A 15,667-nucleotide genomic window follows, 5' to 3' on the forward strand; every position below is an offset into this window, starting at 1 on the left:
GTGGTTAATACCTCGGTCTTCAGACCATTTCATGCTATATATGGAGACAGAAAGATATAACTCCCTTGAATATTTACCACAGCACACAATAGAAAAAGTAGTATTTACCCCCCTTTCTTTAGCTGTTCACATAATTTATTGCTCCTGCGTCCCCGCCGTCCTCGGTAGGAGAAGCCGAGAAACCCAATCACTTGTGTTGGCGTATCCATATAAACGGCTCGGCCTAATTCACTGAAATATTGGAAGAGAAGGTCGCCTCACGAATTCGGCCGGACAGTACGTAAGTTCCGGAAGGCAAATCCGCTACGTCAATTTTAATTTGGTTGACGCCACCGTAAAAGGCCTGAATGCCCCTACGAACCGTACGCCCGTCTGCCGCGAGAAGCATCCACCGGCCACTTCCTTCCCCCTCCGAGTAAAGCTGGGCATACACTACGGAAGCCGCGGGGTTGGGGAAAACGGACACTTTGATGCGGGGGATAGCAGCTGACGAAAACAGGGAGGTCGTCGCATCGCCGGCCCTAGCCGCTCCCGGAATCCAGGCGTCCGTGCCAGACTCGTAAGCGCCAATATCGGGGGAAGCTCCTACGTATTCTTCGGTGTAGCCCGCTACCTCCATTCCGGCATCGATCAAGTCAGACCCTGGTGCGGGCCTAAAATCCCGGCTGCCGCGATCTACGAAGGGGTTGGTATTTACGATAAGGTTATTGGTTTCGGTTTGCCCCTCCCAATCGCCGACGGTGCTGAAATTATTAATGACCCGGTTGTCACTCTGTACATATCCGTTCAGCCAGATGCCCATGGCCGATTCCGGTGCGTAAAAGCTGTTGTTGATGATGTCGTTGTAGGAGGCGTCCCAGTTCATCTGCACGGCCGACCAACTGATGTTCCATACCATATTGTGGTGTATGGCATACCCCTTGCTGTTGTTGTCGAGGTAGATTCCGGCGGTGCGGCCGTCGGCATATTCCGGACCGTGGGAATCGTGGAACCAATTGTGGTGGATGGAGCTGTTCTTGCGGTTGGCATTGCCGACTACGTAGTACATGCCGCCGTCGTTGTTGATCCGCATGCAATCGTAGACGTCGTTGTAGGCGAATTCCGTCTCTAATCCCGGCATATAAATGCCATCCCGACCGGTCGCATAGAGGGTATTGTGGGTGACGACCGCACGATCGCAATTGATCCGGAGCGGGGAGGCGTGGATCCCCACCGTGTTGAAATTATGAATTTCATTCTGCTCCACCACTACATCGGACACGCCGCCCCATCCCTGTACGAAGATGCCGTTGTGAGAGCCGTATTCGATCAGGTTGTTGCGGATAATGGTATTGGAAGCCTGCACATGCACACTGCCCGATCCCACCTGAGCGCTGGTATTGTCGAGCTCGTCGATCATCTGTAGTCCGTGGGTGATGACATTGTCTTCGATCACGCAGTCGGATGCCCTGACGTGCACTTTCCCCCCGAATGTTTTCAGTCCGATGATCCTTATGTGGGGTTGCTCGAGCAGGATCGTTTGTTCGCGGGCCGTATACTCGGCGGTGCCAGCACCCGGATCCACGCCGGTGGGGGGAATGAACCGGAGCGTATTCGTTGCCGTATCGAAATGCCACTCCCGGGGATGGTCCAGACCGGCCAGGGACCCGATGAGGTAGGCCCGTCCCCGGTTGCCGTTGCGGAGGAGGGTCGGATTGTGGGGATTGAAGGGCCATTTAGTGATGTCCACGGCCGCGAAATTGACGGTTTGTCCCGCTACGCTGGTGACGGCCCGCGTCCAGCTGGTACCGGAGTGGGCGCCGAGGTACCAGATGTAGCCCCCGCTCCAGTCGCCGGGAGGAGCTGTGGAAAGGTCGATGCTCCCGGCGGTGCCTCCGGTGACCGGGTTCGCATCGATGGTGTAGGGATCGTGATCTAGGTTGTTCGGCCAGCGGGCGAGGTCCATCCGTTCTCCGTTGAAGTACAGGTTGTCAAGTCGGCCCAGTTTCATGGATACGGCGGCGGAATAATAGTTGTCGTCCGCGGTTTTAGTCCATTCCGTAATCGCTTCGGTCGCGGACACGGTGACGGACTCTTCCGCATATGCCCGGTAGGTGATGGGTGCGGCCGCGGTCCCGGCATTGACCGGTGAGAGTACTTCGCGGTAAGTGCCGCCCCGAATTAGGCAAACATCTCCCGCCTGCAAAACCGAGGACGCCTTGGCAATGGTCCGAAAGGGTGCTTCCCGGGTGCCGGGATTGTCGTCGTCGCCATCGGTAGCTACGTAGTAGTCGGTAGCGAATAAGGTAACCAGCGTAGTCAAAAGAAAACTGAGGGTCAGTAGGTATTTCATGCCGTCAATGTAGAACGCTGGGCCGGCAGGTGCTTAGTAGATACACATATGGGTTAAGCTTTTGGCGGTTCGTGGCATCCTGCCGCGGAAGTACCGGTTCGTGGCATCCTGCCGCGGGGCTAGCGGTTCGTGGCATCCTGCCGCGGAACATATAGGTGGAGTACACTTCCAGCGCTGCCGGAGGCAGCATTGTACTGTCGCCCCGATAGCTATCGGGGGAGGCAGCATCGTACTACCGCTGCCCGGGGGCAGCGTCAACCTGGGCCCAGTAATCGACGACAAAGACATCCTCGAGGTGGGGCTCCAGCACCTTTACGAAGGCCATGTGCGCCGGGTGGGGCAGGTAGGTTTCGCGGTCCGCTTCACTGTGGAAGGTGACGAAAAAAGCGTGGGTGAATCCCTTGTTCAGTCCTTCCGGGCTGTTGTTCACCCCCCATTCGTAATCGCGGATCGCGTCGATCTGGCCGGGCAGCGCACTGAAGGCCTGCTGCACACTATCGATCTGTGCCGGGGTGGCCGTTTCCTTGAAGGAGAAGAACACGGCGTGTCGCAGTAAACTATCGGGACGGTCTTCGTTGGTAGCTTCCATGGCGGGGGGCGTTTCCATCGTGGGTGGGGGCATTTCTTCCTGACATCCGGAGACGGTGAGCATCAGCAAAGTGAAAAGGAGAATAGCGTAGGGAGACATAGTATTACATTTTGACCAATATAGCACCTTACCTACGGACCGAACCCCGGATCGGCGGTTCGCGTCCTTAACTGTTGCGGGAAGCAGGGAGCTTTCCACTATCTTGCCCACCATGACCGCTGATCTGCCGATTTCATTTCAAGTAACCGCCGACCGGGCGGTGTCGGGACTTGACCCTTCCACGCCCATCGAGGAACTGGCCCGCTGGACCGGCGAAATGGCCCGTGCGATGATTGCCCGCGGGGACGCCTGCCCGGTCGGAGAAGAGGAAGATGTTACGGATCTGGAATGCCGCCTCACCCATTTCGTGTGGGCCGAACGAGCAAAACGCTTTTTAATGCTGTACCGCGACGTGCAGTTGCAGTTGCAAGTTGCCTCCCTCAAGGTGAAGGACGGTCAGGCAGGTAAGGAGCCGGTTGCCAGCCTGTACCGTCAGTCGCGCCGCGTCCTCGGCGATGCCCTGCGCGAATGGGAAGCGGATTTCACGGCCCAGCACGAGGCCCTCCTACGCAACGAGAACCAACGCAACCGACAACTGCGTGCCTGGAAACTACAGCACAACCCCTGGCCCCTCTACCGCCATCAACTGGAAACAATCAGCCGACAAAGCACCGAGTTGCTGGAAGAATACCAAAACCTGACCTCGCTCAGCGAACAGTTCGACGAGCTCCGCGTGCTGCTGCGCCGCGGCGTTTCGGCCAGCGAGGAGGTCATGGCCAAAACGTTGGAGCGCGCCCGCGAGATTACGACCTTCATCACCGAGGGAGACCACGATCCGGATCGCCCCGGCATTGTCGCCGCCAAACTCGATGACTACATTGCCGAGGAAGGCTCACCACCGCGGCTCGATCGCTTCACCAATGCCGTCACCGCCAGTATCGCCAAACTCAGCGAATCACAGCGGGTGACGGTGAGTTCCGAGGACGGGATGCTGAAGTACAAGGAAGTCAACTTTCGCCGCGCCACGGATCAGTGGATATCGGCCGAAGTCATGCCCCTGCTGTACGAACTGTGGGAACTCAGCGAGCAGACCAACAACGGACTGAACGTAGCGACCATGAACGTGCGCAACCGGGCCCTCCTGCTCTCCACCGAAGTCAAGGCCGGCCACGACGTAACCTTTAAGAACGCCGATCTCGCCCAGCCCTTCGGCAGTTTTCAGCAACGCACCTCTCAGCGCCGGGAGGTTTACGCCGAAATCCGCAAGCGGATCGAAAGTCTCATCGACACCAACCTGCGCCTGACCTCCGTGTACCAACCGGTTCCCGGTTTTCTGCCGCTCCCCCTACAGTCGGGCATCAACGTGTTTACCCGGCGACAGGGGCGACTGGTAACGGGCGTCCGGACCTGGCTGGCCGACCACGTCAGCGGACTCAGCAAACTGCTGGGCGACGCGGCCCGCGAGGAGCGACTCAGCATCAGCGAACGAACGGTACGGGTGATCCGCCAGCGCACGGCCTCCCCGGACAATGCCGCATACACCAATATCCTCATGACCAAGGGATACATCGGGGAGTCCTTTCTGGTGGGGCGGGAAAACGAAACCGAGCACCTGCGCCAGATCATCGACAACTGGAAGGTCGGCTTCCGGGGTGCCGTAATGCTCACCGGCAACCGCCTGGCGGGCAAGACGCTCTTCGGTGAACTCATCACCAATCGCTTCTTCCCCTCCCTCACTATTCGCTTACGTCCCTTCTCCGTCGTAACCGTGGGTGGTCGCCGACTTAAAACCACCGGCAACCTGGCGGAAGCCCTATCCTTCGTGGAGAAGTACACCGTACAGTCCCGGCCCCTGGTGTGGATCGACGACCTGGAAATCTGGTGGGACGAAGACCATACGCTGGCGGCAAATGTCCGGGCCCTGGGAGAACACATCGACGATTATTCGGCCCGCATCTTCTACCTGGTGTCCACCTCCAATGCAGTGTACAAACACCTCGATCGCTTTCTGGACCTCGATCGGGTCTTTCAATCGGAAATTAACCTTGACCGATTTGCCCTGGACGATATGCAGCGCGCGGTGCTCATCCGCCACGGTGCTACCCACAAGATCATGGTAGACGCCGAGGGGGAGCCCATCAGCGAAACAGCCTTTGGGCAGATGGTGAAGCGGATCTACCGGTCGACCGACGGAAACGTAGGTGAAACGATCAATCGCTGGGCCTACTTTACCGAACGGTATGATGCGGAGCGCGTGTACCAGCCGAAGGCAAAACGGTACGTACTGCCGGCCTTTCTCTCTCCCGATACCGCTACCCTGCTCTCCACCGTCCTGCTGGAGAAAAGGACCCGTGACTACCGCCTGCGGAAACTCTTCGGACCGGCGTACGGCGATCGCTACGGCAGCATCCTGCAACGCCTGATCCGGATCGGACTCATCACCCGCAACAACGACAGCACCCTGGAGATCACCGAAAGTGTGGTCAACGACATCGGTCGCATGCTCGAAACCGAAGCCTACCTCACCTACTCAAAATAAACGTCCGTGACTCCCTTGCTGCAACCCCATTTTGGCTGGACGGACCTGTTGTTCGCCGTGCTTCTCCTCTACGGCAGCTACGCCCTGTTGCTGATGGTTCGCGACCGGCTGCAAAAGACCAAACGCGCCGAAGGTTTCCGGGCCGGTGCCTACCGGATCATTGCGCCCTTCCTTTTGCTGTATGAGCCGCTCACCGCACTCGTGCTGACCGTCATCTTCGTCTTCATCGACCCCCTGCTGCACGGATTGCTGCTGTTAATCGTAGTAGTGGCGGGCTTCTCGCGCCTACGGGATTACCTCAGCGGACGCATCGTGCTTTTCAATCCCCTCATCGGGGTCGGGAAGCGCATGCGCACGGATCGGCATAAGGGCGTTATCTCCCGCATTGGGCGGATCGGGCTGTACCTACAGACGGGTGAGGGACTTCACTTCATCAACTATACGACGCTTCTGACGGAGGGCTTTTCCCTCATCACCGGTAAGGACATCGGTGGCTACTACCAGCTCGAAATGCCCCATCCCGAAGGGATCAGTCATCCCCTACGCCACCTGGCCGATCAGCTGACGACCACCCCGTATCTCGATCGCAGTTTCAAGCCGGACCTCGCCTTTGCGGGCAAGGACCAGCAACGCATCCACGCCCGCCTATCCGTCCGGGAAGAGAAGCACCTCTCCGAGTTGCTCACCCTGTTTAACGAGTGGGGCTACCCCGCTACCATCGCCAAACGCTAAGTCTCCCACCACCACTTTCCCATGGAACAAGTAGATCCCTACCTCCTCATTATTCAGGCCTCCGTCATCATCATCCTGTCCTTTTTCTTCGGAGAGGTGAGTAAGCGGACCAACGTGCCCTCCGTTCTGATGCTGATCGTGCTCGGCATCATCATTAAGATCGGCCTGGACGCAATTGGTTACGGCAACCTGAACTTTTTTCCCATCCTGGAAATTTTGGGCATCATCGGCCTGATCATGATCGTGCTCGAAGCCGCCCTCGAGCTCAAACTGGAACGCGATAAATTCCTCGCTATCGGCAAAGCCCTCACCGTTGCCCTGCTGGGACTCATCGCCTCCACTTGGGTAGCGGCCATCATCCTGGAGTACTTCATCGACGGCATGAGCACCCAGAGCGCCTGGCTCTACGCTACGCCGCTGTCGATCCTTTCTAGCGCCATCATTATTCCCAGCGTGACGGGCCTGAAGGGGCACAAGAAGGAATTCCACATCTACGAAAGCACCTTTTCCGATATCCTCGGCATCATGCTATTCTATTTCCTGACCAGTCAGCTGCCCATCACACCGGCGGCCGGAGAAACACTGGACGTCGTAGAACACACCGGTACGGGCGGACTGGCCTATCTGGGTAACGTACTCATTACCATCGTGGTCTCCCTATTCGCCAGCTACGCCATCGTGCTGGTCTTTCAAAACATCAAAAGCCACGTCAAGCTCTTTTTGCTCATCGCCGTGCTCCTGCTGCTTTACGCCATCGGCAAGAAACTCCACCTGTCTTCGCTGATCATCGTGCTCATTTTCGGCCTGTTGATCGCCAATATGCGGCTGTTTTTTCAGGGGCCTTTACGCAAGTGGCTCAATTACAAAAAAGCCTTGCACATCTACGAGGGACTGCACGTGGTCACCATTGAGACGGCCTTCGTGGTACGCACCTTCTTTTTCGTGATCTTCGGCGTCACCATCTCGCTGGCATCCTTGCTGAGCGTGGACGTGGCCATTGTCAGTCTGCTCATCATCCTGAGCATCTACCTCATTCGGTTCATCATTTTACGTATCTTCGTCGGCACCGATATCCTGCCGCAGCTGTTTGTTGCTCCTCGCGGACTCATCACCGTGCTGCTGTTCTACGCGATCCCGACCGAGGCCAATATTCCTAACTTCGAGCCGGGTATTCTGCTGTTTATCATTATTGGCACCAGCCTTATCATGACCCTGGCCATGGTAGCCGATAAAAAGCGTACCACCTCCGCCATCCGTAAAGTTGCTAGCTCCCCGGTCGGGTACGAACGCTGGAAAGCCCCCACCCTGTTGGAGGCTCCGGTTGAAAAAGAAGCGTGAGCAGGTGGGCGGGCGCGCAGGAGCAATGCAAACCGGCCTTCCGTTCAACTATTCTTATGCCATCCGCTAAAATGATTTATATCGCCGTCGGGATCGTCCTCATTGTCATTGCGACCTACTTCCTCGGTCCGAAGATCGATGTACCAACCTACGTCACTACCCTACCCGAGGTGCCCGAGCAGCCGGCCTTGCTCGAAGACTACATCGCCCGCAAGGAAACCGCTGCCCCCACCCGCCCCAATAACCAGGCCCGCATCGTTTGGGCCGACGCCAAGCCGGCAGTCACCGAATATGCCTTCGTTTACCTCCACGGCTTCGGGGGTAGCTACCGCGACGGCTATCCCGTGAACGTGAACGTCCCGGCAATTTTCGGAGCGAATGTCTTTCTCGGCCGCTGGTCGGGGCACGGACTGGTGGAGGAGGCCGCCCTCCGCGATTTTACTCCCGAAGGGGCGTGGGAAGACGCCCTTGAAGCCCTGGCCATCGGTAAGTCGATCGGGCGCAAGGTCATCGTGATGTCCACGTCGACGGGCGGCACCCTGGCCCTTAAACTGGCGGCGGAATTTCCGGACCAGGTTCACGCGCTCATCAATATGGGACCCAACGTGGAAGACGACCAGCCGGGCGCGTCGCTGCTGATGTCGCCCTGGGGACACGAGTTGGCGTACCTGGCCTCCTTCGGCAGCAACAAGAAGATCGGCCACGAAGAACCCGGTGCCGCCCAGTACTTCGATACCATCTACCCCTCCGAAGCCCTGGTGGAGCTTCAGGTGCTCGTTCAGACGACCATGACGCCGGAAACCTTTGCGGCAGTGAGCTGCCCCGTGCTGACCCTATTTTACAAGGAAAATTTCTTCGTCAAAGACGAGCACGTCGAGGTGGCCAGCTACCCCGAGGTGCACGAACAACTGTCTACGCCTACTGCAGAGAAAGAACTGCTGCCGCTCCCCACCCCGAAGACCCACTTCGTAGGAAGCGACATAAAGTCCGAAGACTGGCAGGCCGCCCAGCAAGCGGTGGTCAAGTTCTGTCGCGAGGTACTCGCCATGGAAACCCTACATCCGATCGATTACGTCGCGCACGCTCCCGGCGTCGAGTAAGCGCTGTCGGGCCTCCTCGTACGGTAAGCCGGTCGATTCGACGATCATTTTGGTCCCGCGATCTACCAACTTGGCATTGCTCAGCTTCATGTCTACCATCCGGTTATCGCGCACCCGGCCCAGGCGGATCATCACGGTGGTGGTGATCATGTTCAGGATCAGTTTCTGAGCGGTGCCGGACTTCATCCGCGTGCTCCCCGTAACCACTTCCGGCCCCACAGCGGCAACGATGGGATGATCGCAGACCTGCGTAACGGGCGCACCTGGATTGCAGGTCACGCAACCGGTAAGCAACCCTGCCGCCTTTGCCATTTTCAATCCGCCAATCACGTAGGGCGTCGTTCCCGAAGCGGCAATACCGATGAGGGTATCGTCGGCGTTCGGGGTGTGAATGGCCAGGTCGGTCCAAGCTTGTCCGGCACTGTCTTCGGCGGCCTCTACGGCATCCCGCAGGGCCCGGTCTCCACCGGCGATCAACCCGATCACCATTCCGGGGGGCACTCCGTAGGTGGGCGGGCATTCACTGGCATCGAGTACGCCCAGTCGCCCACTGGTTCCGGCACCGATGTAGAACAGACGACCTCCCCGTTCCATGCGTTCGACAATAGCCTCCACCAGTACGGTCAGCTCGGGAATACAGTCTCCAACGGCCGGCGCCACCAGGCGATCCTGCTCGTTGATCAATGCCAGCAATTCACCGGAAGAACGCGTCTCAAGGTGATGGTACGGCCCGGGTTGCTCGGTGATGCGTTGAAAGGATGCGTCGCTCATGGTCGATGGGGAATGGTAAGGGGGAAAAGTACGGTAACTCCCCCACAGTAGCGTCGGCTTCAGCCGACCCGCTGCTTCAATGTGCAACAACCCGCGCCACACTTCTCCCCGCGTCCCCCTCCACCACAACGAGGTAAAGCCCGGGTGTCACTGACGAGAGATCGAGCGTATACCCCGACTGACCCGCAGCATCGAACGTCCGGAGCAATTGACCCACACTGCTATAAATTTTTATCCACTGCACCTGCGTCCCCGGCAAATCTGATGCGCGGAGCACGCCCGAAGTTGGATTGGGAGAAAGAGTAAAAACGAAGTCTGGTGGAGCCGGATTGAGGAGGCCCGTGGACCTTTCGGCGACCAAGTCCGTACTATAAAAACTGACGCCGCCCCGCTGGTTGCCGACGATCATTTCAAGTAAGCCGTCGCCGTCAAAATCACCGGGTGCGGGGGCGGAAAAACCACCTACGTCGAGGCCCGCTACCGTGTCGCTGAGCAGGGTAAAATCAGTCGTGTAGTCCGAAAAGGAATAAGCCTCCAGGGTGCCGGCGCGATTACCGGTGATTAGGACGAAACGATCGTCGTAGGTAACGATGGCCGGTGTAGGGTGGCCGGTGGAGCTTCCCGGTACGTTGGTGTTGATCCCGCCGAGTTGGAGGAAATTTCCGGGGGCAGATGGATCAGGATCGAAGCGGGGCTCACCCACCGACCCCACGTTGCGATAAAAACGGATGCGCCCGTCGAAGCCCCCCACGATCAGATCATTGAGTCCATCGCGGTTGAGGTCGGCGATGGCCGGCTTAGACAACTGACCGGCGTCCAGCTCCCCGTAGTTGAATACCGGGTCGGCAAAGGTTGCGGCTTGCCCGCTGCCGGCGGTATTTTCTAGGTAGATCAGTCGACCGGAACGCTCCCCCACCACGGCGTCTACATCGCCGTCGCCGTCGAGATCACCGAAGGCGGGGGCGAAGGCCGAAGTAGTGGTACTGAACCGGCTCATTCCCAGGTAGTCGTCGTCGATGAGCGCAAAGGCTGTTTCCCCACCCGGTGGCGTGACGTTGCGAAAGAGCCGCAGCTTACTGTTCAGGGTGGTCGTTTGGCCGTACGCTTCGCTGTTGCCGATCACGAGATCCGGGCGGCCGTCCCCGTCGTAGTCGAACACCGCCGGCAGGGAACCGGTCCCCAGGTCGATACTCTGGCCTACGAGCAGCTGGCTGTCCTGAAACTCAAATTGGGGCACCGACTCCGTACCAACGTTGCGGTAGTACCAGCTTACGTTAATGTCCTCGGCGTTAAGGGTCTGACTGGGGGAAGCAACCAGGTCCCTGCGGCCGTCTTGATCGATGTCCAGGTGATAAGCGGCAGGAAAGAACGGGATGTTGACGGGGACGCCGGGCGACGGCCAGGTGGGATCTTGCTCCGAAATGAATGCCTGGTCGAGGGTACCCGTGTTCAGCCCGAGGACGATGTATTCGAACGAGATGTCGCCGAGCATGATGTCCTTCAGCCCGTTGCCGTCGGCGTCGAGGGTGAGGATGGTCGATCCTACGTGCCGTGGTTTGACCGGCGGCGCACTTCCACTGAGGCTGCTGTAGCACTCGCCGGGCTCGGTTCCCAGGTCCAGTTCCGGTGTAAGTCCGCTTTCGTAGAATCCTCCCCAGCACTCGCTTTCCAGGGTATAGATCAACGTATCGGTCCCGAATCCCCGTTCCACGCTCTGGTTCCGGTAGTGCTCCACGTAACCTCCACCCACGCTGAAGGTGAGGAGGTCGAGGTCACCGTCGCCGTCGAGGTCGTCGAAGGCCGGATAATCTATTCCGGTGATAAATACGGGGGTCGTGCCTCCGTTATCGAGGGGGTACCTAAGTCCAGCGTAGGTCGGTGCGGAAGGAAAGGTGAGCAGGCCCTGGTCCGTTCTCCTACCCCGAAATATCCGAAAGCCATCGAACTCCGCGGAGTAGGTGATGAGGTCATCGGCACCGTCGTTGTTGTAATCGCGGAGTAGCAACCAGTGGTTCAGGTCCGTAGGGAAGCCGACCGTCAGCTCGGGTGCAAGGGTGTAGCCACCATTGCCGTCGCCCCGCAGCGCGATCAGGGCATCGCCGGCGCGATCGAAGAGCAGCAGGTCCGCCAGTCCGTCACCGTCGAGGTCGCTGCTGTTGTACTGGGGTGCGTTGAGGCCGCCGAGCCAGGCCAGGGGAAGCTCCTGTCCCCCAGCGCCGGTGACTTGGGGAAAGGCGGGTTGCAGGGTGAACTGAGCGGAAAGCGAGGCGCTGAATAGCAGAAGGAGCAGGAACGGTCTGAACATGGCGTATGGGGACTACCGCAAGTTAAGCGTCGCAATGGCGATTAGTTTGTCCGGTGAGCCCTTATTGCGCTAAATTGGCGGGACTGTGTCACAAAACCATCCCATGCAACACATCTACCTTGCGTTCATCCTCACCCTCCTCAGCTCCTCCGCCCTAGTTGCCCAGTGCCCAGAACTGGTCTGGTCGGACGAATTCGATGGAGACGCCCTCAACACCGACAACTGGACGTACGAGATCGGCGACGGCTGCGACCGCAACCTCTGCGGCTGGGGCAACAACGAATTGCAGTCGTACCAACGGGACAACGCCGTAGTCAGCGACGGCACCCTCAAGATCACCGCCCGCCGCGAGACAGTGGGTGGCAGCAACTACACCTCCAGCCGCATCATCTCGCGCGACAAGCAGGACTTCACCTACGGCCGCATGGAGGCCCGCATCAAACTGCCCTCCGCCCGCGGCAGCTGGCCCGCCTTCTGGATGCTCTCGACCGATGAGGTCTACGGCACCTGGCCCAAGAGTGGCGAGATCGACATCATGGAGTACGTCGGCAACGAACCCAACCAGGTGCTGGGCACCATTCACTACGGCCAGGCCTGGCCCAACAACTCCTACCGCTCGACCGCCATCGACTTCGAAGAGCCCGTGTACGACGAGTTCCACGAATTTGCCATCGAGTGGCGGAAGGACACCATCGACTGGTTCATGGACGGGGTACTCTACGCCACTCAGACCCGGAGCGACGTCTCCCCCCAGCAGTGGCCCTTCGATCAGGATTTCTTCTTCATCCTCAACCTGGCCGTCGGCGGCAATCTGGGAGGTGCCGTTACGGCATCCGACTTCCCTACTACCATGGAGGTGGATTACGTACGGGTGTACGGAGGAAACCGCCCCCACCTCACCGGTGCGCGCACGGTTGAGAATCGGGCTACCGGACAAACGTACTCCGTAGGCAGCGTACCGGCCGGCACCACGATCAACTGGACGGTACCCGCCGAAGCGACCATCGTGTCCGGACAGGGCACTTCGGAAATTACCGTCGACTGGGGAACCATGGGCGGCATGGTCACCGCCGAGTTTACCCTCGACTGTGGCGCGCAGGCCCTTGCTACGGAAGTCAGCGTCGGTGCGGAATACTTCCGGGAAAGCAGCCTGGAAAACTTTGACGACGAAGCCGCGATCACCTTCAACTTTTCTACGGGTACGCTCACCGAGGCGGACAATCCAGCTCCGAATGAAATGAACGCCTCCGCCCGGGTGGGCAGCTACGTCCGCGATGGCGGTTCCCAGTACGATGTGCTCGTCTATAACCTGACCGGTTTTACGGGAGCGAATGGATTCGTAACGGACGAAACACGCTTCTCCATGGATCTCTACACGGACGCACCGGTCGGCACCGAGATCCTGCTCCAGCTGGAAACGGAGGTCGCTCAGGGAGATAATTACCCCACGGGTCGCCACAGCCGGTACAAAGCCACGACCACGGTGCAGAACAGCTGGGAAAGATTAACCTTTACACTCCTGGACCAGCCGGATGCCAGCGCCCCCGCCAGAAGCGTCAGCAAAATGATTTTGCTCTTCGCCCCGAATTCCTATACCGGCAGTACCTACGTGTTTGATAACCTGGACATCTACACTTCTTCCCGCATCATCGACGGCCTCAGCCCCCAGCGGCCCCTGCTCCAGTTTGCGGCCCTACCCAACCCGGTGACCGATCTCCTCACCCTGAGGTTGACCCTGGATCAGGCCGAAGCGGCTACCCTCGACATCTTCTCCCGCGACGGTCGCCTCGTAGAGCGCCGGAATTACGGGCAACGGACCGCGGGCGAGCAGTCGTTCCAACTTCCCGTAGATCGCCTGCCGTCAGGACTCTACGTCGCCCGCCTGAACGTGGGCAGCGCATCCGGCTCGGTCCGTTTCGTAAAGGAGTAGCGTATATTGGCCTCGCCAACCCCCCGCTATGCCCCAACCGTTGCTTACCCTGTTTGTCTGCCTGCTCTGTTCGCTGGGCAGCCCTCAACTACACGCCCAGCTCGAAAACGTAAGCGCCAACGACCAGGGCATCGTCATTCGGGGCGGGGACGCAGGAGCAAGGTTCACGGTGAACGGCGAAGTGGTCGAGGCAACTCCTATTGATGATGGTGTGCTACTCGCAGTGGAACCCGGCATCCAACTGATCAAGTCGGGAAAACAGACCGAGCTTTACCACCTGAGCAAGGATATGGGGGAAGGACGCTTGCGACATATTCCGCTGTGGCTTTCCATTTTCCCGCCGCTGATCGCGATCGGACTGGCGCTCATCTTCAAGGAGGTGATCATCTCCCTGTTTGCGGGGATCTGGGTGGGAGCATTCATTGCGGGTGGACTACGGTTCGAGTTCTTCCTCGGGGTGATTAAGTCGCTGCTGGCGACCATCGATACCTACATTATTAATGCGCTCAACGACAGCGGCCACCTGTCTGTGATCGTGTTCAGCCTGATGATCGGTGGCATGGTGGCCATCATCAGCCGCAACGGGGGTATGGCGGGCGTGGTGCACCGCATGAGTAAGTATGCGACCAATCCGCGGCGCGGTCAGTTCGTGACCTGGTTGCTCGGGGTAGCGATATTTTTTGACGATTACGCCAATACCCTGATTGTCGGGAATACGATGCGCTCGGTCACGGACCGTTTCCGCATCAGTCGCGAGAAGCTGGCGTACATCGTAGATTCAACGGCTGCCCCCGTGGCTTCGGTCGCCTTTATTACGACCTGGATTGGAGCGGAATTGGGATACATCGGCGACGGCATCGACCAAGTGGAGCACTTTGCCGGCACGACACCCTACGCCATCTTTATCGAATCGCTGAAGTACAGCTACTACCCCATCCTTACCCTGGTGTTTATCCTGTACCTCATTTACCAGCGCCGGGATTACGGCCCCATGTTCACCGCCGAAACGCGTGCCCGCACCACCGGTATGGTGAAGCGAGTAAGTACGGAAGAAGCCGCCGTAAGCGAGCAGGAGGACCTCGATCCCGTACCGGGTGCGCCGCTGCGGGCCCGCAATGCCGCCATCCCCGTGCTCACGGTGGTGGTCATGACGATCATCGGCCTGCTCGATACCGGACTCACCAGCCTTTCCGCCTCCCTCGATACCCCGATGAACACCAACGACTGGGGCACGGTATGGAGCGCCCTGGACGGAGGCTTCTTCGCCAAACTCGGACTCACGATCGGGGCCGCCGACAGCTACACCGCCCTGCTCTGGGCCAGCATGAGCGGCGTGGTCGTGGCCCTCGTACTGACCGTCTCCCAGCGTATCATGAACGTCGAGCAAACGATCGGCTCCCTCACCGCGGGTTTCAAGGCCATGTTTTCCGCCGTAATGATCCTTACCCTAGCCTGGGCACTGGCCCTCACGACCGAGGAATTGCACACGGCCACCTTCCTGATCGAGTTGCTGGGGGAAGCGCTCAATCCCTACTTCCTCCAACCCGTGATCTTCGTACTCGCCGCCGTGGTCAGTTTCAGTACGGGCAGTAGTTGGAGTACGATGGCTATTCTGTACCCAATTGCTATACCGCTGACCTGGACCGTGGCGATGTTGGCCGGTTGGGACGAGCCCGACGCGGCCGGTTTGTTGTACAACGTCATCAGCACCGTGCTGGCGGCCAGCGTACTGGGCGATCACTGCTCCCCGATTTCTGATACCACCATTCTCTCCAGTCTTGCCTCGGACTGCAACCACATCGACCACGTCCGCACCCAGCTGCCCTATGCACTTACGGTGGGCACCGTTGCCCTGCTGTGCGGCTTTCTATCCACCTTGCTCGGAGGCGGGTGGACGGTATGCCTTTCCCTGATGGCGGCCGGACTAATCGTCCTCTACTTCGTCGTAAAGATCTTCGGGAAGAAAATGGAAATGGACCTATAGGCGGTTTT

The 15,667-nt window shown here is 58.9% G+C and carries 10 protein-coding genes; 6 read left to right on the forward strand and 4 right to left on the reverse strand.

Features of this window, described 5'->3' with window-relative positions; translation table 11 throughout:
• Window positions 1–223 precede the first annotated feature (223 nt).
• Together GGR28_RS16440 and GGR28_RS16445 are read right to left on the reverse strand one after the other, a co-directional pair.
• Complete coding sequence (locus tag GGR28_RS16440; RefSeq protein WP_183496913.1) at window positions 224–2,332, reverse strand: DUF1565 domain-containing protein; 2,109 nt, start codon at window positions 2,330–2,332, stop codon at window positions 224–226.
• Between the two features lie 232 nt (window positions 2,333–2,564).
• Window positions 2,565–3,020 (reverse strand): Dabb family protein, encoded by a 456-nt coding sequence (locus GGR28_RS16445; protein ID WP_183496914.1) that lies wholly within the window; start codon window positions 3,018–3,020, stop codon window positions 2,565–2,567.
• Between the two features lie 112 nt (window positions 3,021–3,132).
• Here GGR28_RS16445 and GGR28_RS16450 point away from each other — a divergent pair, with 112 nt between their 5' ends.
• The 4 genes from GGR28_RS16450 to GGR28_RS16465 are packed head-to-tail and all read left to right on the forward strand — an operon-like array spanning window position 3,133 to window position 8,669.
• Complete coding sequence (locus tag GGR28_RS16450; protein ID WP_183496915.1) at window positions 3,133–5,499, forward strand: ATP-binding protein; 2,367 nt, start codon at window positions 3,133–3,135, stop codon at window positions 5,497–5,499.
• A 6-nt stretch (window positions 5,500–5,505) separates the two neighbouring features.
• Entirely contained in the window at window positions 5,506–6,231 is a 726-nt protein-coding gene (locus GGR28_RS16455) for a hypothetical protein (protein ID WP_183496916.1), read from the forward strand.
• A gap of 21 nt (window positions 6,232–6,252) precedes the next feature.
• Window positions 6,253–7,569, forward strand: a complete 1,317-nt coding sequence (locus tag GGR28_RS16460) for a cation:proton antiporter domain-containing protein (protein ID WP_183496917.1) — start codon at window positions 6,253–6,255, stop codon at window positions 7,567–7,569.
• Between the two features lie 56 nt (window positions 7,570–7,625).
• Entirely contained in the window at window positions 7,626–8,669 is a 1,044-nt protein-coding gene (locus GGR28_RS16465; protein ID WP_183496918.1) for an alpha/beta hydrolase, read from the forward strand.
• Here GGR28_RS16465 and murQ read toward each other — a convergent pair.
• Both murQ and GGR28_RS16475 read right to left on the reverse strand, forming a co-directional pair.
• Window positions 8,625–9,440, reverse strand: a complete 816-nt coding sequence (gene murQ / locus GGR28_RS16470; protein ID WP_183496919.1) for an N-acetylmuramic acid 6-phosphate etherase — start codon at window positions 9,438–9,440, stop codon at window positions 8,625–8,627. The two genes, GGR28_RS16465 and murQ, sit on opposite strands and share 45 nt — an antisense overlap.
• 76 nt (window positions 9,441–9,516) lie before the next feature.
• On the reverse strand, window positions 9,517–11,745 hold the full coding sequence (locus GGR28_RS16475) for a T9SS type A sorting domain-containing protein (RefSeq protein ID WP_183496920.1): 2,229 nt from the start codon (window positions 11,743–11,745) through the stop codon (window positions 9,517–9,519).
• Between the two features lie 103 nt (window positions 11,746–11,848).
• On the opposite strand from GGR28_RS16475, the gene GGR28_RS16480 reads away from it, so the two are divergent.
• Window positions 11,849–13,675 carry a family 16 glycosylhydrolase gene (locus GGR28_RS16480; RefSeq protein WP_183496921.1) on the forward strand — a complete coding sequence of 609 codons (1,827 nt, stop codon included), beginning with the start codon at window positions 11,849–11,851 and terminating at the stop codon, window positions 13,673–13,675.
• Between the two features lie 28 nt (window positions 13,676–13,703).
• Window positions 13,704–15,659: a Na+/H+ antiporter NhaC family protein gene (locus GGR28_RS16485; RefSeq protein ID WP_183496922.1), complete on the forward strand. Its 1,956-nt coding sequence runs from the start codon at window positions 13,704–13,706 to the stop codon at window positions 15,657–15,659.
• Window positions 15,660–15,667 lie beyond the last annotated feature (8 nt).

This window comes from Neolewinella aquimaris (assembly GCF_014197245.1).
GTDB lineage: Bacteria > Bacteroidota > Bacteroidia > Chitinophagales > Saprospiraceae > Neolewinella > Neolewinella aquimaris.

Excerpts from the sequence above, each read along its gene's own strand:
- GGR28_RS16440 (WP_183496913.1), bottom strand. The coding sequence starts at position 2,332 with ATGAAATACCTACTGACCCTCAGTTTTCTTTTGACTACGCTGGTTACC.
- GGR28_RS16445 (WP_183496914.1), bottom strand. The coding sequence starts at position 3,020 with ATGTCTCCCTACGCTATTCTCCTTTTCACTTTGCTGATGCTCACCGTC.
- GGR28_RS16450 (WP_183496915.1), top strand. The coding sequence starts at position 3,133 with ATGACCGCTGATCTGCCGATTTCATTTCAAGTAACCGCCGACCGGGCG.
- GGR28_RS16460 (WP_183496917.1), top strand. The coding sequence starts at position 6,253 with ATGGAACAAGTAGATCCCTACCTCCTCATTATTCAGGCCTCCGTCATC.
- GGR28_RS16465 (WP_183496918.1), top strand. The coding sequence starts at position 7,626 with ATGCCATCCGCTAAAATGATTTATATCGCCGTCGGGATCGTCCTCATT.
- murQ (WP_183496919.1), bottom strand. The coding sequence starts at position 9,440 with ATGAGCGACGCATCCTTTCAACGCATCACCGAGCAACCCGGGCCGTAC.
- GGR28_RS16475 (WP_183496920.1), bottom strand. The coding sequence starts at position 11,745 with ATGTTCAGACCGTTCCTGCTCCTTCTGCTATTCAGCGCCTCGCTTTCC.
- GGR28_RS16480 (WP_183496921.1), top strand. The coding sequence starts at position 11,849 with ATGCAACACATCTACCTTGCGTTCATCCTCACCCTCCTCAGCTCCTCC.
- GGR28_RS16485 (WP_183496922.1), top strand. The coding sequence starts at position 13,704 with ATGCCCCAACCGTTGCTTACCCTGTTTGTCTGCCTGCTCTGTTCGCTG.